The sequence below is a fragment of the Pseudomonas alloputida genome, assembly GCF_021283545.2.
In the GTDB taxonomy this organism is placed as follows: domain Bacteria; phylum Pseudomonadota; class Gammaproteobacteria; order Pseudomonadales; family Pseudomonadaceae; genus Aquipseudomonas; species Aquipseudomonas alloputida.
Window position 1 is genome coordinate 2,580,293 of sequence record NZ_CP128540.1, and the last position, 17,644, is coordinate 2,597,936.

At 60.4% G+C, this 17,644-nt stretch carries 14 protein-coding genes and 1 pseudogene; 7 read left to right on the forward strand and 8 right to left on the reverse strand.

Features of this window, described 5'->3' with window-relative positions:
- Positions 1-79 precede the first annotated feature (79 nt).
- The 4 genes from LU682_RS11860 (at position 80) to LU682_RS11875 (ending at position 2,294) form a co-directional block, all read left to right on the forward strand.
- Positions 80-397: a hypothetical protein gene (locus LU682_RS11860; protein WP_010954469.1), complete on the forward strand. Its 318-nt coding sequence runs from the start codon at positions 80-82 to the stop codon at positions 395-397.
- A gap of 8 nt (positions 398-405) precedes the next feature.
- On the forward strand, positions 406-606 hold the full coding sequence (locus LU682_RS11865; protein WP_060489359.1) for a DUF1289 domain-containing protein: 201 nt from the start codon (positions 406-408) through the stop codon (positions 604-606).
- A gap of 50 nt (positions 607-656) precedes the next feature.
- Complete coding sequence (locus tag LU682_RS11870) at positions 657-1,298, forward strand: LysE family translocator (RefSeq protein ID WP_010954467.1); 642 nt, start codon at positions 657-659, stop codon at positions 1,296-1,298.
- Positions 1,299-1,505: 207 nt separating this feature from the next.
- Positions 1,506-2,294, forward strand: coding sequence for a substrate-binding periplasmic protein (locus LU682_RS11875; RefSeq protein ID WP_010954466.1), 789 nt, complete (start codon positions 1,506-1,508; stop codon positions 2,292-2,294).
- Between the two features lie 69 nt (positions 2,295-2,363).
- Here the strand turns inward: LU682_RS11875 and LU682_RS11880 are convergent, their stop codons facing one another.
- Genes LU682_RS11880 through LU682_RS11890 form a run of 3 tightly spaced genes read right to left on the reverse strand, consistent with a single transcriptional unit; the run spans position 2,364 to position 6,436 of the window.
- Positions 2,364-3,707 (reverse strand): c-type cytochrome, encoded by a 1,344-nt coding sequence (locus tag LU682_RS11880; protein WP_010954465.1) that lies wholly within the window; start codon positions 3,705-3,707, stop codon positions 2,364-2,366.
- An 18-nt stretch (positions 3,708-3,725) separates the two neighbouring features.
- Positions 3,726-5,981 (reverse strand): xanthine dehydrogenase family protein molybdopterin-binding subunit, encoded by a 2,256-nt coding sequence (locus LU682_RS11885; RefSeq protein WP_010954464.1) that lies wholly within the window; start codon positions 5,979-5,981, stop codon positions 3,726-3,728.
- Positions 5,981-6,436: a (2Fe-2S)-binding protein gene (locus LU682_RS11890; RefSeq protein WP_003256023.1), complete on the reverse strand. Its 456-nt coding sequence runs from the start codon at positions 6,434-6,436 to the stop codon at positions 5,981-5,983. The genes LU682_RS11885 and LU682_RS11890 overlap by 1 nt, the downstream gene beginning before the upstream one ends.
- A 270-nt stretch (positions 6,437-6,706) precedes the next feature.
- Between LU682_RS11890 and LU682_RS11895 the strand changes: the two genes are divergently transcribed.
- Positions 6,707-8,893: an OsmC domain/YcaO domain-containing protein gene (locus LU682_RS11895; RefSeq protein ID WP_003256021.1), complete on the forward strand. Its 2,187-nt coding sequence runs from the start codon at positions 6,707-6,709 to the stop codon at positions 8,891-8,893.
- A 145-nt stretch (positions 8,894-9,038) separates the two neighbouring features.
- On the opposite strand, the gene LU682_RS11900 is transcribed toward LU682_RS11895, so the two are convergent.
- The 5 genes and pseudogenes from LU682_RS11900 to LU682_RS11920 form a co-directional block, all read right to left on the reverse strand.
- Positions 9,039-9,917 (reverse strand): DUF6708 domain-containing protein, encoded by an 879-nt coding sequence (locus LU682_RS11900; RefSeq protein WP_079732587.1) that lies wholly within the window; start codon positions 9,915-9,917, stop codon positions 9,039-9,041.
- A gap of 263 nt (positions 9,918-10,180) precedes the next feature.
- A complete protein-coding gene (locus LU682_RS11905) occupies positions 10,181-11,074 on the reverse strand; it encodes a DUF6708 domain-containing protein (RefSeq protein WP_010954462.1) in 894 nt (297 codons plus the stop codon).
- Positions 11,075-11,223: 149 nt separating this feature from the next.
- A pseudogene (locus LU682_RS11910) lies at positions 11,224-12,119 on the reverse strand (DUF6708 domain-containing protein).
- Positions 12,120-12,121: 2 nt separating this feature from the next.
- Positions 12,122-15,112, reverse strand: a complete 2,991-nt coding sequence (locus LU682_RS11915; protein ID WP_145122547.1) for a T6SS effector BTH_I2691 family protein — start codon at positions 15,110-15,112, stop codon at positions 12,122-12,124.
- A gap of 332 nt (positions 15,113-15,444) precedes the next feature.
- Positions 15,445-15,729: a hypothetical protein gene (locus LU682_RS11920; protein WP_049588094.1), complete on the reverse strand. Its 285-nt coding sequence runs from the start codon at positions 15,727-15,729 to the stop codon at positions 15,445-15,447.
- Positions 15,730-15,894: 165 nt separating this feature from the next.
- Between LU682_RS11920 and LU682_RS11925 the strand changes: the two genes are divergently transcribed.
- Both LU682_RS11925 and LU682_RS11930 read left to right on the forward strand, forming a co-directional pair.
- Positions 15,895-16,323, forward strand: coding sequence for a DUF2231 domain-containing protein (locus LU682_RS11925; RefSeq protein WP_003247665.1), 429 nt, complete (start codon positions 15,895-15,897; stop codon positions 16,321-16,323).
- Complete coding sequence (locus LU682_RS11930) at positions 16,320-17,612, forward strand: PQQ-dependent sugar dehydrogenase (protein WP_010954458.1); 1,293 nt, start codon at positions 16,320-16,322, stop codon at positions 17,610-17,612. The genes LU682_RS11925 and LU682_RS11930 overlap by 4 nt, the downstream gene beginning before the upstream one ends.
- Positions 17,613-17,644: the final 32 nt, after the last annotated feature.

The following is a 17,644-nucleotide window of genomic DNA, read 5'->3' on the forward strand; positions in this document are numbered from 1 at the left end:
CCCGGGACCGCACATACGAGCATCGTAGAAGCGCTGCTGCTTGTGGGCCTGGCCGCACAGGAAACGGAGATTCGTCATAATGGCCACTGACCGTGTGAGCCTGATTCATTTCGATAAATTGAGCATGAGCCCTGCCGCTGCCGACCGGTTCCAGAAAGCCCTCGACGCGCTGGAAGCGCTCAAGCTGCAGGACCGTTACGTGTATCTCATCGCTCCTTATCTGGGTGATATCGCTGACGCCTCCGACGCCGAGCAACTGGCAACAGCCCTGGAGCAGGGCCTGCGCGTGGTCGAAGAGTTGCGGGTGGCCAGGTCGGTCACCAAGGTCAAGGCCGAGGAAGTGCGCCAGGTGTTCCACAGTGCTGGCGAACGTGCGCGGGCAGAACTGCCTGGCTGAGTAGTGGCATGGCCAAAGACATCGACAACCCCTGCGTCTCGTTATGCGAGCTCAACAGCGAACTGTGCGTGAGCTGCGGCCGTACCCGTGACGAAATCCGCAAGTGGCGGGGCATGAAGCGGCCCGAGAAAATGGCCACTGTGCAGCGTGCGGCGACGCGAATGAAGGCTATCGCCAAAAAGGCGGCCAAGCGGCAGAATGCCGGCTGAACCTGCGTGCAATTGACGCAGCCTTTCCTGTTTGTCTGACGAGCCTGAAAATGGATTCTCACTCGCTGTTCGCGTTTACCCTGGTCGCCGCCATCGCGATCGCCAGCCCAGGCCCTGCCACCTTGATGGCTATCAACAACAGCCTTGCCCATGGCCAACGCAGCGCGATCTGGTCGTCGCTGGGCAATGGCACGGGTCTGTTCTGTCTGTCGGCAGCGGCCATGCTGGGGCTAGGCGCACTGCTGGCCAGTTCTGAAGTACTGTTCAATGCCGTGAAGATCCTGGGGGCGGGCTACCTGTTCTACCTGGGCGCGCGACAACTGCTGAAGAAGAGCCCGATGCTGGAGCAGGGGGCCGCAGAGCGTTCAGCCAAGGTGCGGCCCACGCCGCTGAAACTGTTCAAATCGGCCTTTCTCACTGCAGTGACCAACCCGAAGGCGACCATGTTCTTTACTGCACTGTTCCCGCAGTTCATCGACCAGGGGGCTGCGCTGTTGCCGCAGTTCCTGACCTTGACCGGGATTTTCGTGGCCTTGTCGCTCACTTCGCTAAGCGCGTATGCCGCCCTGGCTGCGCGGGCCAAGGGGGTGCTGACCCGGCCGTCGCTGTCGCGCTGGGTGAACAGGGTGGTGGGCACCACCTTTATCGGTTTTGGCGCGGCGATCCTGGCGATGCGACGGCAGGGTGCCTGAAACGCCCAGTTTTTCGCCGGCCGTGCAGGCGCTCACTGTCTGTCCTTCGGCAGATTTATCAACGGGACGATGAAAGGTTCGTCTGCGGGTTGCTGATGGTCCAGACTGTCTACAGCGCGCAGATGATAGCTGCAGGCGACCACGGCAGGTGGCAGCCTTTGGCCACTACGCCGGATCGCCGGGTGTTTCATGTGCCGAGGGTCGTAGATGATCGAGCGTTGCTTTCGCCACGTCTTGCTCCTGATGTGCCTGTCACTGCTGCCCCTGGCTGCAACAGCGGATGATGCATGCCTACGGCTGACCGCCACAGGCAACCCGGAATACCCCCCGTACCTGTGGCGCGACCCGCTGAACCCTCAGCGACTGATCGGTGCCAATGCCGACCTGCTCAAATACCTGGGCAAGCAGTTGGGGCTGGAGATAGAGGTGGTTTACGCCGGGCCGTGGTCACGAGCCCAGGAAGAAGTGCGCACCGGGCGGATCGACTTGATGGCCGGGTATTTCCTGACCGAAGCGCGCCGGCAGCATGTGGACTTCATTGCCCCGCCGTTTTTGCGCACACCCAGCGTCATCTGGGTGCGCCAGGACAATGCCTTTGCCTACCAGCAATGGGCCGACCTCAAAGGCCGCAAGGGTGGCACTCTGGTCAACAATAGCCACGGCCAACAGTTCGATGAATACGCCCAGGCCAGTCTCACCCTCGAAGCGGTGCCCACTGCCAGGCAGGCGTTCGAGAAGCTGATGCACAAGCGCAGCGATTACGTGGTGTACGAGCAGTATCCTGGCATGGCGCTGGCGCGCACATTGGGCATCGCAGCCACTGTGCAGGTTTTGCAGCCACCGGTGTCCAGCGAAGGGTTGTACCTGGCAATCTCACATGAGTCGCCTTGCAACCGGCCACTGCTGCGTGAGGCGCTGGCGCGGGAGATGGCGAAGATCGTTGGCGGGGCCTTGCCCGAGCAGTGGTTGAAACAGAATCTGGAGCGGTGGCAGTGACAGAGTGGCTCATGTGCTGCGCGGTCTTTGTTGGGGGCAGCCTCGCGTCGGTACATGTGCCACTCCAATTCAACGCATATGCAAGATGATAGGGCTGCTGCTGGCCGGGTCGGTATGCCCACGCAGCTTGCCTACCGCCTGCGCATCCACCGCACCCCCCTGGTTGCCCCAGGCCGTACGCACAAAGCTGAGCACGTCGGCAATCTCCTGATCACTCAACTGCTCGCGCAAAGCCGGCATGCGATAGGCGTCCGGCACCCCTGCAGCCACCACCCGCTGCGAACCATTGAGCGTGATATTGATTGCCGAGGCGCTCTCCTTGGCCAGTGCCGAGGTCGCCCCGGCCAAGGGCGGCATCCATTCGGCCTGGCCCTTGCCGTCCAGGCCATGGCACGACGCACAGCGTGTCACGTAGGTGCGCGCTCCCGGGCTGTCCAGCCGTGTCGCTAGCGATTCGGCCTGGTAATGCCATGGCGCGCCGTCCCGTTGGGGGTCGCCGGGCAGCGACTTCAGGTAGTGAGCGATGGCAGCCAGGTCGTCATCATGCATGAATTGCGTGGAGTTGTTGAACGCCTCGGTCATCGAACCATATACCACTGCATGCCGGTTGCGCCCGGTCTTCAGGAACTGCGCGATCTCTGCCTCGCTCCAGCGCCCCAGCCCGGTGTTGTGATCGGCGCGTAGGCTGGGTGCATACCAGCCGTCGAGCAGTGCGCCGGACAGGAACGGCTTGCCGCTGTCATCCAGCGCCTTTTCATTGAAGGCCAGGCCACGTGGCGTATGGCAACTGCCGCAGTGTCCGGGGCCCTGGACGATATAGGCGCCACGGTTCCACTGTGCATCCTGCCCGGCCTTGTCGGTGTAAGGCGTAGTGGCGGCGAACAGGCCGTTCCACAAGGCGATGGGCCAGCGCAGGTTCAGCGGCCAGGGGATGTCGCTGCCCAGGTTGGCCTGCCGCGCCGGTTGCACGCCGTGCATGAAGAACGCATACAGCGCCTTGACATCATCATCGCTGAGCTTGGCGTAGGACGGGTAAGGCATCGCCGGGTACAGCCGTCGGCCACCCGGCGCGACACCCTGGCGCACGGCGCGGTCGAAGTCGGCCAGGGTGTAGTTACCGATGCCGCTGTCGCGGTCGGGGGTGATGTTGGTGGCGTGGATTGCCCCCAGCGGGGTGGCCATTTCCAGTCCGCCGGCGAACGGTTTGCCACCCGGCAGGCTATGGCAGGCCACGCAGTCACTGAGCCGGGCGACGTATTCGCCGCGGCTGACCAGCGCCGGGTCGGCAGCAGTGGCCTGTGCGTCGGCAAACGGCGATGCGGGTTCACGGGTGACATACCAGGCCAGCAGGCCCGCCGCGACCAGGCACGGCAGCGCCAGCCAGCCAGCGGTTCTTGCGAAACGATGGGTCATGAGGCGTCCCTTGTGCGATCAGCTGAAGGTGTGGCGGCTCAATGGCAAACTGCGCACGCGCTGGCCAGTGAGCTGCGCGACCGCGTTGGCCACCGCCGGGGCCACGGCGGGCAGCGGTGGTTCGCCGATGCCGCCCATCTTCGCCCCGCTTTCGATGATGCGCACATGCACCCGCGCCATCCGCGAAGGCGGCAGGATCGGGTACAGGTCGTAATTGCGTGCGCGCGGCTTGCCATCCACGTACACCGCTTCTTCCACCAGCGTCTGCGACAGGCCCAGGGCGACGGCGCCGTTGACCTGATGCTCGATGATCGCCGGGTTGACGATGCTGCCCGGGTCGATGGCTTGCCAGATGTCGTGCACCCTGACCTGGCCGTTGTCGATCGAAACCTCGGCAATGACCGCAGCCTCCGAGCCGAACGGTGAGGCCATGGCCACGCCGCGTGCGCGCTTGCTGCCGTCCTCGGCGGTGAACGGTCCGCGCTTCCAGCCGCCGGACAAGTCGGCCACTGCGTTCAGCAGGTTGGTCAGTCTCGGGTTGTCGCGCAGCAGGTGCAGGCGCAGTTCAAACGGGTCCTTGCCACCTTTGTCCGCCAGTTCGTCCAGGAATGATTCGTAGAAGAAGTCGTTCAGCGAGTTACCTACCGAGCGCCAGTAACCAAGCATGGCCGGGCCTTTGACGTAGATCTGGGCAATGCGCTTGTTGGCGATGGCGTAGGACTTGCCTGACAGCCCCTCAAGCGCGGTCGGGTCGATCTTCTCCCCTTGTTTTCCAGCAAGGGCCTCGGTTGGGCCCTCGGTGGCGCTGACCGCCTCGAGCGCCACTGGCATACCGTCTGCGTCCAGCCCGGCGCGGAACTTCACCACTGCGACGGGGCGCAGTACATCGCGCAAGAACTCCTCTTCGCGACTCCAGATAAGCTTCACCGGCCGGCCAACCGCTTTGGCCAGGGCAATGGCCTGCGGGTAGGGGTTGGCAGAGTCGTACAGGAAGTGGCGGCCAAAGAAGCCGCCCAGCAGCGGCGAGTGCAGGTTGATTTGTGCAGGCTCCAGGCCAGTGCGTCTGGCAATGTCGTCACGGAACATGTCCGGGGCCTGGTTGGGCAGCCAGACGTCGAGGCTGCCGTCCGGGTTGAAGCGGGCGAGGGCGGACGGTGGCTCCAGCTGGGCATGGTTCAGGTACTGGTTGTGGTAGCTGGCCTCGACCTTGGTCTTGGCGTTGGCCAAGGCGCCGGCAATATCCCCTTCGTTCTCTTCATCACGGGACGGCCCTTGCACCGTCGCGAGGTGTTCGCGCCAGGCGTCGCTGGAAAAATCGGCCGGCATCGGTCGCACTTTGCTGTCGGCAGCCGGTTCTTTCCAGTCCACCTGAATCGCCTCCACTGCACGCTTGGCGTGCCACCAGCGCTCGGCGACCACAGCCACGGCGCCTGGCAGCTGATGCACAGAATGTACGCCTTTCATGGCCTTGATCTGGTCTTCGTTGCGCAGGCTGCCAACCGTCATGCCCAGGCGCGGTGCATGCTGCACGGCAGCGTGGAGCATGCCGTCGACCTTGATGTCGATGCAGTACTGGGCCTTGCCGGTGGACTTGTCGTAGGCATCCAGGCGGCGTACGGGCTTTCCAATCCAGCGAAACTGGCTGGGGTCGCGCAGCTTGACGCTGGCCGGGTCGGGCACCGGCAGGTCCATGGCGCGACCGGCCAGCTCACCGTAGGGTACGGAACGTCCGGTCGTGGTATGTACTACGTTACCCGGTGTGGTAGAAAGCTCATCGACCGGTACACCCAGGTGTTCGGCGCCCGCCTGCAGCAGCATGCCCCGGGCGAGCGCGCCCAGACGGCGCATGGTGGGGTAGCTCATGCGCACCGACATGCTGCCACCGGTGATGCGCATGCCGTTCTCCATCACCACGTAGGCTTCGCCCGGTGGTGCGCTATCGACCACGAAATGGGCCGGGTCGACATCCAGCTCTTCACCCACAATCTGCGCCATGGCGGTGAAAGGGCCTTGCCCGCCTTCCATAAAGGGGCTCAGCAGGCGCACCGTGCCGTCCGGGCGAATCTCCAGAAATGCAGGCACCTGGGTGCCGCGTTCCGCAGTTGCCGCAGCGGCGGCTGCTGCCTGCACGCGGGCCGAGCCCATGGGCAGGCCGAAACCTAGCACCAGGGCACCGACTGCGGTGCCGGCAAGAAAGCGCCGACGTGACAGGTTGACCGTTTCGCCCCGCTGCAGCCTGAGCAGTTCGGCGGGTGTATCGACTGGCGTGTTCATCAGGCCTGCTCCCCCTGGGCCAGGTCATGCACAGCGGCATGGATGGCGTTGTAGGTGCCGCAGCGGCACAGGTTGACCATGGCTGCATCGATCTGCGCATCGCTGGGTTTGGGCGTGTGCTTGAGCAGCGCCGTGGCTGCCATGACCTGGCCAGACTGGCAATAGCCGCATTGAGCCACCTGGTGCTCGACCCAGGCGGCGACCACCCGTTTGCCGACGGGGTCGGCTTCGATCGCCTCGATGGTGGTGACCTCACGCCCCACCACACCGGCCACCGGGGTAACGCAGGCGCGCACCACATTGCCGTCCACCAGCACCGAACAGGCGCCGCACTGGGCCAAGCCGCAGCCATACTTGGTGCCGGTCAGCCCCAGGTCATCGCGGATTACCCACAGCAGGGGCGTGTCGGCGTCCGCCTCGACCTGATAGGTCTTCTGGTTGATGCGTAGTTCCATGGTTTCACCTGCCCGTCACGGTTGTTGTCGCTGTGTTTTATCTGCATGGGGAATACGTTGTCCCCCGGTGCAGAAACGCTAGCACAGGAGGATGACCGCTGGTCTGGTGGCGGGGGTGACTTCAGAGGATCAGGCAAGTAATCCGGCGGAATACGCAAGCCAGCTTCGAAAAATCAAGCCTGCAGTCGGCGTTGAACAGGACTTGCGCAACGAAAACCCGGATAATGCCGGCCAATTTCGTTTTGCACGCTTAAATCACGGTAATCCCGCATGGAAATCAAGGTCAATTTTCTCGACAATCTCCGTCTCGAAGCCAAATTCGATGACTTCACGGTGATCGCCGACCAACCTATCCGCTACAAAGGCGATGGTTCGGCCCCAGGCCCGTTCGACTATTTCCTGGCGTCTTCGGCCTTGTGCGCGGCTTACTTCGTCAAGCTGTACTGCCAGACCCGCGATATTCCCACCGAAAATATCCGCCTGTCGCAGAACAACATCGTCGACCCGGAAAACCGCTACAACCAGATCTTCAAGATCCAGGTCGAACTGCCCGAAGACATCTCCGACAAGGACCGTCAAGGCATCCTGCGCTCCATCGACCGCTGCACGGTAAAAAAGGTGGTGCAGACCGGCCCTGAGTTCGTGATCGAAGTGGTCGACAACCTCGATGCCGATGCCCAAGGGTTGCTGATGCCGGTGTCGGACACCAGCACCTATATCCCCGGCAAGGACCTGCCGCTGGAGCAGACCATTGCCAACATGTCGGGCATCCTCGCCGGGTTGGGGATGAAGATCGAGATCGCCTCGTGGCGCAACATTGTCCCTAACGTCTGGTCGCTGCACGTACGCGATGCGCAGTCGCCGATGTGCTTTACCAACGGTAAAGGCGCCACCAAGGAGGCTGCGCTGGCCTCGGCGCTGGGCGAGTTCATCGAGCGCCTCAACTGCAACTTCTTCTACAACGACCAGTTCTGGGGCGAAGACCTGGCCAACGCCCCGTTCGTGCACTACCCGAACGAACAGTGGTTCAAGCCGGGCCCGCGCGACGCGCTGCCGGCCGAGATCCTCGATGAGCACTGCCTGGCGATCTACAACCCTGACGGGGAGCTGCGTGGTTCGCACCTGTATGACACCAACTCGGGTAACACGGCGCGGGGTATCTGTTCGCTGCCGTTCGTGCGCCAGTCCGACCAGCAGGTGGTGTACTTCCCGTCCAACCTGATCGAAAACCTGTTCCTCAGCAATGGCATGAGCGCGGGCAACACCTTGGCCGAGGCGCAGGTGCAGTGCCTGTCGGAAATCTTCGAGCGCGCGGTGAAGCGCGAAATCCTCGAGGGCGAGTTGTGCCTGCCGGACGTGCCGCAAGAGGTGCTGGCCAAATACCCGGCGATCCTCGCTGGCATCCAGGGCCTGGAAGAGCAAGGCTTCCCGGTGCTGGTCAAGGATGCGTCGCTGGGGGGCGAGTTCCCGGTCATGTGCGTGACCTTGATGAACCCGCGCACGGGTGGCGTGTTTGCCTCGTTCGGTGCCCACCCGAGCCTGGAAGTGGCGCTGGAGCGCAGCCTCACCGAACTGCTGCAGGGCCGCAGCTTCGAGGGCCTGAACGACCTGCCGCAACCCACCTTCGAAAGCCATGCGCTGACCGAGCCGAACAACTTCGTCGAGCATTTCATCGACTCTAGCGGCGTGGTGTCGTGGCGCTTCTTCAGCGCCAAGGCCGACTTCGAATTCGTCGAGTGGGACTTCTCCGGGCACGGCGAGGACTCCAACCAGCAGGAGGCCGCGACCCTGTTCGGCATCCTCGAAGACCTGGGCAAGGAAGTGTACATGGCGGTGTACGACAACCTTGGCGCCACCGCGTGCCGCATCCTGGTGCCGGGCTATTCGGAAATCTACCCGGTCGAGGACCTGATCTGGGACAACACCAACCGCGCCTTGTCGTTCCGTGCCGACATCCTCAACCTGCACAGCCTCGACAGCCGCTCGCTGAAGCTGCTGCTCAAGCGCCTGGACAACTGCGATGTGGATGACTACACCACCATCACCACGCTGATCGGTGTGGAGTTCGACGAAAACACAGTGTGGGGCCAACTGACCATTCTCGAACTGAAGCTGCTGATCTGCCTCGCGGTGCAGCGTTTCGAGGATGCCAAGGAACTGGTCGAGGCATTCTTGCAGTTCAACGACAACACCGTAGACCGCGGCCTGTTCTACCAGGCGCTGAACGTGGTGCTGGAAGTGCAGTTGGATGACGAACTGGAGATGGATGACTACGAAGCCAACTTCCGCCGTATGTTCGGCAATGCGCGCATGGATGCGGTATTGGGCTCGGTGGACGGCAGTGTCCGCTTCCATGGCCTGACCCCGACCAGCATGAAGCTCGAAGGCCTTGATCGCCACCTGCGCCTGATCGACAGCTACAAGAAGCTGCACGCGGCCCGGGCCAAGTTCGCCTGACAGGCGCTGCGCCCAATCATCGCCGGCAAGCCAGCGCCACAGGTATTGCACCGCTCTTGAGATCTGTGCCGAACCTGTGGACGCTGGCTTGCCGCGTTGCCATCCAGGCGCATAGCGTTCTCTTCCTATCCACTTCAGGTGGTGACTATTCGGGCTTAGCAGGCCCACTTTCGAAAGCCTCCGCCGGTGGTGGCGCTGCACGGACATTGAAAAGCTTGCAGACACAGTACCAACAGAGAGCGACGGTCAGGTTGTAGGGGAACAGCACTGCCCAGAACGGCAATTGCCAGTTCTTTTTGCCCTGCATTTCACCGGGCTCGCCGGTTCGCCAGGGGGCATAGTGGCGCCAGGCTTCTGCCGGGGTCAGGCAGATGGCGTGAAGTGGCTTGTGCCACCAGTTGGGTTCACCGGGCGGGGGGAGTTTGTCCGGGCCGTGGTCCATGAAGTGGCGCAGGTATTCCCACACTTCGGCGACATGCTTGACGCCGGGTTCGGTGGGTTCGTTGCTGTCCACCCACAGGCAGTCTTTTTGGTGCAGGCTGCCGTCTTCCCGGCGGGGGGCGAAGGCGAGGGCATAGCTGGTGGTGAAGTAGGAGCCGCCGAATTCTGTGCGTTTGAAAATACCGCCTCCAGTGTTATTCCAATCAATAACTATGAGTGTATTTATGCGTTTGTAATATATTTTTTTGGTGGCTCTATTGAGGTATATGTCAGAGAGTTTTTTTATTAAGAAAACACGGTAGGCTAAGAATGGAGTAAAAATAAATGGTCCGAGGAGCTGTATTGCAATAAATACATATGCCCCTTCCTGTTGGTAATTGATTGAGTGGGTGAAAAAGCCTGTGTAGGATACAATCGCGATGGCTAAAATCGTGGCGGTATACATCTTGGCCATGAAGGCTGAGTCGGAAACCCATGGATTTCTAAGCTGCGCTAATGTTGTGGTTATTTTGCTGATTTGTCCGTGGATTTTTGGTTTAATATAAGTGTTTTCATGTGGGCTAAATAACCATGTTGTGGCCACGGCGCTACCTCTCGACATGAAGGGTTGAGATTGAATGAGTGTTGGCGGATAAGCCTTGGTTTGGTAGGAAATTTATTAATAGAGTGCCGCTTTTTGCTCTGGCTGTATCGATTCTAGTTAAGTAGCAGGTCGGCTCAGTATCTGAGGGAATTGCCTTACTGTCGAAGTCCAAGGTGCTTAAGGTGCCATGTAGTGCACCGTCAGGATGGGGACGCGTGACTGCAGACAGGGCCCGGAGGTAGCGCTGCTGACAGAGGTGTCGCTCATGTGCGTTTCCTTTGGGTTGAATGCGCTGGGGCCTCCTCAAATGCTTCGGGAGGCGGTGGCGCTGCTCGGACGTTGAACAGGCGGCAGATGCCATACCAGCAGAGGGCGACGGAGAGGTTGTAGGGAAACAGCACGGCCCAGAACGGCAATTGCCAGTTCTTTTTGCCCTGCATTTCACCGGGCTCGCCGGTTCGCCAAGGGGCATAGTGGCGCCAGGCTTCTGCCGGGGTCAGGCAGATGGCGTGAAGTGGCTTGTGCCACCAGTTGGGTTCACCGGGCGGGGGGAGTTTGTCCGGGCCGTGGTCCATGAAGTGGCGCAGGTATTCCCACACTTCGGCCACATGCTTGACGCCGGGTTCGGTGGGTTCGTTGCTGTCGACCCAGAGGCAGTCTTTTTGATGCAGGCTGCCGTCTTCCCGGCGGGGGGCGAAGGCGAGGGCATAGCTGGTGCTGAACGATGAGCCGCCGTATTCGGTGCGCTTGAAAATGCCACCTCCGGTGTTGGCCCATTCGAATACGAGTACCTTGCTCAAACGTTGGTAGTAGATTTTTTGGGTTGATCGATTGAAGCAGAAAATTGATAAGCGTTTTATGAAATATATTCGATAGGCTAAGAATGGGAGGAAGATTAAAGGTGCAATTAGTGTAAGGAGGATAAAGGTATAACTAAAGGTGTATGGGTTCCAGGCTTCACTGGTGAGTAAGTAAGGGTAGGTGAAGATGACGAGCGCAATGGTCATTGCACAGTACAGCTTTCCCATAAAAACTGAGTCTGTTACCCAGGGGTTTCTCAGGCATAAGGTGGTTTTTGACAAGTTTGATAGTTGCCCGCCAATAGCGGGTTTATGCCCTGAACTTGAGCTTGAGTTGAATATCCAGATGGTTGCCATGATCAGCGCTCCAGACGAAAAATTGACAGGGTCTCAGCCATGGCCGGGAAGTCGCGGGTGCATGGCGCGTTGGTGTAGTGCACCGTCAGGATGGGTACGCGTGAACTGCAGACAGGGCCTGGAGGTAGCGCTGCTGACGGAGGTGTCGCTCATGTACGCTTCCCTTTTTGGGTTGAATGCGCTGGGGCCTCCTCAAATGCTTCGGGTGGCGGTGGCGCTGCTCGGACGTTGAACAGGCGGCAGATGCCATACCAGCAGAGGGCGACGGAGAAGTTGTAGGGGAACAGCACGGCCCAGAACGGCAATTGCCAGTTCTTTTTACCCTGCATTTCACCGGGCTCGCCGGTTCGCCAGGGGGCGTAGTGGCGCCAGGCTTCTGCCGGGGTCAGGCAGATGGCGTGCAGTGGCTTGTGCCACCAGTTGGGTTCACCGGGCGGGGGGAGTTTGTCCGGGCCGTGGTCCATGAAGTGGCGGAGTATTCCCATACCTCGGCGACATGCTTGACGCCGGGTTCGGTGGGTTCGTTACTGTCGACCCAGAGGCAGTCTTTTTGATGCAGGCTGCCGTCTTCCCGGCGGGGGGCGAAGGCGAGGGCATAGCTGGTGCTGAATGATGAGCCGCCGTATTCCGTACGCTTAAAAATACCACCGCCGGTATTGCTCCACTCAAAGACCAGTACCTTGCTTAAACGTTGATAGTAGATTTTTTGGGTCGCCCGATTGAAGCAGAAGCTTGATAAGCGTTTTATGAAATATATTCGATAAATGAGGAAAGGTAGGAAAGTGAAAGGCATAAGCAAGAATCCAGTCGCTAATAATGGAGCGGTTTCGTACATGCGCCATATATCCCTGGATAGTAAATATGGGTAAAAGCCGGCAATTGACAGAACAGTTATCGCGCAATACAGCTTTCCCATGAAGACAGAGTCTGTGACCCATGGATTCCTTAAGCATAAAATGGTGTCAGATAAGCTTAATAGTTGCCCTGTGATAGAGGGCTTGTGTCCAGAGTCTGACATTGAGTTGAATATCCAGATGGTTGCCATGATCAGCGCTCCAGACGAAAAATTGACAGGGTCTCATTGTCTTCGTCCAGGCCTTGATTGGCGTTGTAGGTTAGATGAAGTGAGAAATGATTTTGGTTGGCGAGTGTGTTTTCGAAATGTAGAACTAAGCCAGCATCTACGAGGTGGCCGGTCGGGCTGATTGGAAAAACGTCAATTCCGTGGTTGTCACGGACGGAGCTCAAACTTCCTGACCATTCACTTACGCCTAGCCTGAATGCAGGCAGCAGCACTGTGAACTCTACGGTTGGTTGGGGGGTGGCTACTTCGTTATGTGTGATAGCTGTCCAATTTGGCGGCGACCAGTGGTTATTCTGATGCCATCGGGTGTCGGCTTTAGTTATGCCGAGGGATAGGGCCTGCTCGGCGGATAGTAGCTTGGGCCCGTAATGTTCATTGTGCCAAGCCTTAATTTCCGTTTGCAGTGAGGTGAAAGCAGGCAGTTTTTTGTCAAAGTCCAAGTTGATGTCGGCGTGCGCCTCTCCATCATTGATGCGATTGCCGAATATGCTACGTGCTGCCCACAGTTCTATTGGGCTGTGAAGGCGTTCATGTGCCTTGGCGTGTAGGTAGAGGCCTCCTGCGATGATGGCTACACCTACGAGGACAAGGGCAGCGGCGGCCCATCCGGCAAAGGGCACAACCGATGTCACGCCTGCAATTGCAAGTCCTGCTTCAAGGACGACAGCGGAACCAATAGCCATGGTGAATCCACCCGCCACAGTGTAACCGGCTGCAGTTAGATCACCATTTTCGTACTGTCGTAGCGCCTTAGTACCGTCCGCGAAAAAACCCAGCGCAATCGCCGGGTATCCGGCTAAACGCGCAAACAGATTGCTACTCAAAAACTTGATAACCCCATTGCCAAAGGCCATGCCCGGCGCTGTGGCACTTAATCTCAGCATGACGGCCTTTTGCGTTGCCCGTACGCTGACCAACGTTGCCGCCGCTGCACCGATCACCCCGAACACAGATGAAGCGAACCCCAGGGTGTATTCCGGTGCATCGCTCTTCTGCAGGCTGTTGTAGGCCGTCTTGAGCGATAAGATGTTGAACCACAGCATCCCCGCGTTTAAACCACCACCACCGCCGGAGGTGAGTAACCCAAGGAAGTTGGGTTTCGCACGCGCAGTGGTGGTCAGCTCGATGGACACTGTGCGGCTACCCGAGATGCGCAACGCTTTCATCTCTTCAACCTGCGCCATGCCGCTCTTCAAATACCGCTGCACCTCCTGGCTAAAGGGGTTTTCCGTAATGGCCTGCTCGGTGATTCGATAGCGCGCCGCCAGCAATCCCAGGGCTTTCTCGGCATTAGCCTCACGCGCTGCCAACTGCACCTGTCGCCGCAGGCCATGACTGGCATCCCATCGGGTCTGCCCGCGCAGGCGCTTGAGCACCACGGCATTGACCGACTGGGCGGTGAGGTCGGTGATGTCCGCCATGGCCGGGAAGCGACCGGCCAGCCCTTCGATCACGTTGTCGCTGGCGCCGAACAAGGTGCCGATCGAATCGGCTTTGTCCTTGAACGGGTTGAACGGCGCCAAGGCGGTGTAAAGCGGGCTGTCGTGCTGGTCCAGCCATTGCTCCAGGCGTTTGAAACGCCGGTCATGATCTTCTGTGCCGGGTGTCGGCTGGCCCATTGGGTGAATCAGCAACGCCAGTGAGATTTCCAGACCGCGGGCGGAGGTGCGTTCGTCGCGGTCGTAACAGGCCAGTGCCGCAGCCAGGCTGTAGGGGTTATCAATGTGTTGGGGTTCGGCCGTCGCCAGCCAGGCGTCATGATCGTTGCTGGCTTGCAAGGCCAGGTTGCGCAGGGCGGCAATCCGTCGTTCCAGCGCGTCGCGTTCGGCGAGGAAGCGCCGGTATTTGTCGACATCGAGGCGCTGCGCCAGGCGCGCACCATTGGGGGAATAGTCTTCATGGGTGAGGGCCTGGAAATGTGACTCGGCCGGCGACAGGGCGGGCCCCCGGCGTGACGTGCCCAGCCTGAACGCGGCCAGTTCCGGCGAAGGGGCATCCGCCGGGTACAGGCTTTCCAGCGTCTTGTTCAGCAACATGGCGACCAGGTTGCGATGGTGAAAGTCGCGGCTCTGCGGGCTGAGCTGTTCGGCATCCAGCCGGTAGCATGCCGGCACGCGCTCCTGCTCGGGAGGTTGGGCAGGTTTTGTGTGCTCCAGTTGCTCGGCCGGCATCAGGTCACGCAGTTGATGCTGGTAGGCCGAGACAGACAGGCTCAGGTCCAGGGCCATGCCTTCGGCGTCGGCGAGCGCCACCACCACTGGCACTTTCGGCTGGGTCCAGGGGTAGTGCCGGGCGATGGCATGGAGGTTGCCGATGGGCAAGGTTTCGGTGACCGGGTCGCTGCTCCAGGTCAGCGGCATGCGCCGCTCGGTTGGCTTGAAGTCTTCGACCCAGGTTTGCAGGGCACTCACTGGCAACACATGGGGCTGGGTGGACGGCGCCTGGTTGCCGCTCACCAGCTCGGCCATGTCCAGCTGGCGCATGTGCCGTTTGCGCAGGGCTGCCGAACCAGTGATACGGGCGGTGATGGCGTTGGTCCACAGGTGCGGGCTGTAGCCGATCCACACTTCCTCGGCGGTGTCCTGGCAGGTGTCGGCCCACACCCAGCCGGTGCTCTGGCCGGACAGGTAGCGCTCACGGCGGTGGTAGTCCTCCAGCCCTTGATAGCGCAGCTCCTTGTAGAGGCCCGCGCCGACGTACTCGTGAATGACCAGCTTTTCGCCCTGAGGGCCTTTCATGAACACGTAGACATAGCCCGGGCGCAAAGCGCGGAGGGTGTAGGCCGAGTGCTGCAGCGTGGGGAAGCCTTGTTCCAGGTTGAAGCCTGCATCGGCATAGCGGCAGGCGGGGGCGTCGGCAGTGCGGGGCACGATGGCGTAGCGCACTGGCAGGATGGGCACGCGAGCGCTGCAGGCAGGGCCGGAGGTGGCGCTACTGACGGAGGCATTGGTCATGCGAGCTCCTTGCTCAGAGAGACAGTCTTTTCCAACCAGAGACGCACTGCGGCAACTTTCAGTACTGACAAGACTGAAATGCCGGTATTCATACTGTGCTGGATTTCAGGCCCGACTCTATGCTGTAAGAAGTTTCCTACTTACTTGCTAAGATGCGCGGGCGATCAAGTGTCTGGAATTCAAGTGAAAGACAATGCCTCGATCGCTGCTTTTGGGTCGAGGCTGAAAGTGTAAGATATTATTTGAATGTATATGTATTGTGTTTGCGCAATATCGTGTGAAAAGTTGCAGTATTTTTGTAGGAAGTTTCGTACTTTGAGATTGTTATATGTTCAGTTTTTGCACTTGGCCATCACTACCTGGCAAGTCCTGGGCGTGCCTCCCGAGCGGCTGGCATAACGCACGCAGTTATTCAGGGATTTCTGTCGCGCAATGCTCAATGTATTGCCCCAGGCCAGGCCGCCTTCCCCGGTAGTGGGGACGGCCTTGGCAAAGCAGTTGGAGCCCACTGCAGGCGTGGCGTAGCGTGCCTTGCTGGCGTTGCTGGAGCAGCCGGCGAGAGCCAGGCTGAGGCTGAGCAGGGTGGCCAGGGCCCAGTACGCGTTTGGTCTGCTCATGTATTCCCCTTCTGCGCTTGGCAGCAAATGCCTTGCAGGATATTTCATTACAGCGAAACGGTGAACTATCGGGGCGTCAAGGGGCTCCTTTGCTAAGCGCACCCTGCGCTTACCTGATGGCGCAAGACCATCAGCCCCTGGGTCACTGAATGAAAAGGAGGCACCGTGACCGCACCTGATCAAACCCTCTACCGCTGTACGCCCAGCCCGCTGCATGCCCTGCTGCTGGCGGGCAGTGTGCCGTTGTTCCTTGGCGCGCTGCTGAGCGATATCGCCTACTACAACAGCTATCAGATTCAGTGGAGCAACTTCGCCGCCTGGCTCATCGCCGGGGCCCTGGTCTTCTGTGGGCTGGCACTGTTGTTCGCGCTGGCCAACCTGATCCGCGCCGAGCGCAAGGGCGGACGCGCTACGCTGTACTTCGTGCTGCTGCTGGTGACTTGGGGGCTTGGGCTGATCAATGCCTTTGAGCATGCCAAGGACGCCTGGGCGGTGATGCCTTCTGGGTTGGTGTTGTCGGTAATCGTGACAGTGCTCGCAGTGGTGGCCGCCTGGACCGGTTTGAGCAACCTGCGTTCAGGAGGTGTGGCATGAAGCCTTTGCATGCATTTAGCCTGTTGGGTGTGGCGCTATTGCTGAGTGCCTGTGGTGGCGACGGCGAGCCGACCCAGGCCCATGGCCCGGACCCGAAACTGCCGGAGCCTCAGCGCGGCTTGCTGCCGAGCATGAAGATTGCGCAACCGGCTGCCTGGGGCGAACTGAAACCGACCGTGCCGGAGGGCTTCAGTGTCACCGCCATTGCCACCGGCCTGAAAATCCCGCGCCAGAGCCTGGTGCTGCCCAATGGCGACATTCTGGTGGCTGAGGGCCGGGGAGGCAGCGCGGCCAAGCTCAAGCCCAAGGATGTGATCGCTAGCCAGATCAAGGCCAAGGGCAATACCCAGGTCAAGGGTGGCAACCGCCTGACCTTGCTGCGCGATGCTGACGGCGATGGCAACTACGAGGTACAGGCCGTGTTTGCGGATAACCTCAACGCACCGTACGGCCTGGCCTATGCCAACGGCAAGCTGTATGTAGCCAACCAGGATGCGCTGGTGCGCTTTGACTACAAGGAAGGCCAGACCCAGGCCGACGGCCCGCCAACCAAGGTCACCGACCTGCCGGCTGAAATCAACCACCATTGGACCAAGGCCCTGACCATCAGCCCGGATGGTCGCTTCTTGTATGTGGGTATCGGCTCGAACAGCAACATCACCGAGCGCGGCCTGGAGGTGGAGATCGATCGGGCCATGGTCTGGCAGGTTGATGCCGAGACCGGCGCACACCGGCCCTATGCCACCGGCTTGCGTAACCCGACGGCATTGACCATCCAGCCGCAGACCGGGCAGTTGTGGACGGTGGTCAACGAGCGGGATGAGCTGGGCCCCGACCTGGTGCCAGACTACCTCACTTCGGTACGTGAAGGCGGCTTCTATGGTTGGCCTTACAGCTACTGGGGGCAGCATGTGGATGAGCGGGTGCGGCCGCAGAACCCGGACAAGGTGGCGGCGGCGATCAAACCGGATTACAGCCTGGGTTCGCATGTGGCTGCACTGGGTGTGGACTTCTCGACCTCGGCAATGGGCGAGCGCTTTGCAGACGGTGTGTTCGTGGGCGAGCACGGCAGTTGGAACCGGCCCAACCCGGTGGGGTACAAGGTGATTTTCGTGCCGTTCAGCAATGGCAAGCCTGCCGGGGAACCCATCGACTTCGCCACGGGCTTTCGCGGTGAGGATGGCAAGACCCGGGGGCGACCGGTTGGCGTGACGGTGGACCCGCGTGGGGCGTTGATCATTGCCGATGACCTGGCGAATACGGTGTGGCGAGTGACGCGTAATCGCTGAATGCTATCTGATCAAATCGTCAAAGCTTGCTG

Bases quoted from the DNA above. Each gene is read 5' to 3' on its own strand.
- LU682_RS11920 (WP_049588094.1), bottom strand. From the start codon at position 15,729: ATGAGCAGACCAAACGCGTACTGGGCCCTGGCCACCCTGCTCAGCCTC.
- LU682_RS11930 (WP_010954458.1), top strand. From the start codon at position 16,320: ATGAAGCCTTTGCATGCATTTAGCCTGTTGGGTGTGGCGCTATTGCTG.
- LU682_RS11875 (WP_010954466.1), top strand. From the start codon at position 1,506: ATGATCGAGCGTTGCTTTCGCCACGTCTTGCTCCTGATGTGCCTGTCA.
- LU682_RS11880 (WP_010954465.1), bottom strand. From the start codon at position 3,707: ATGACCCATCGTTTCGCAAGAACCGCTGGCTGGCTGGCGCTGCCGTGC.
- LU682_RS11915 (WP_145122547.1), bottom strand. From the start codon at position 15,112: ATGACCAATGCCTCCGTCAGTAGCGCCACCTCCGGCCCTGCCTGCAGC.
- LU682_RS11865 (WP_060489359.1), top strand. From the start codon at position 406: ATGGCCAAAGACATCGACAACCCCTGCGTCTCGTTATGCGAGCTCAAC.
- LU682_RS11895 (WP_003256021.1), top strand. From the start codon at position 6,707: ATGGAAATCAAGGTCAATTTTCTCGACAATCTCCGTCTCGAAGCCAAA.
- LU682_RS11885 (WP_010954464.1), bottom strand. From the start codon at position 5,981: ATGAACACGCCAGTCGATACACCCGCCGAACTGCTCAGGCTGCAGCGG.
- LU682_RS11870 (WP_010954467.1), top strand. From the start codon at position 657: ATGGATTCTCACTCGCTGTTCGCGTTTACCCTGGTCGCCGCCATCGCG.
- LU682_RS11890 (WP_003256023.1), bottom strand. From the start codon at position 6,436: ATGGAACTACGCATCAACCAGAAGACCTATCAGGTCGAGGCGGACGCC.
- LU682_RS11905 (WP_010954462.1), bottom strand. From the start codon at position 11,074: ATGGCAACCATCTGGATATTCAACTCAAGCTCAAGTTCAGGGCATAAA.
- LU682_RS11860 (WP_010954469.1), top strand. From the start codon at position 80: ATGGCCACTGACCGTGTGAGCCTGATTCATTTCGATAAATTGAGCATG.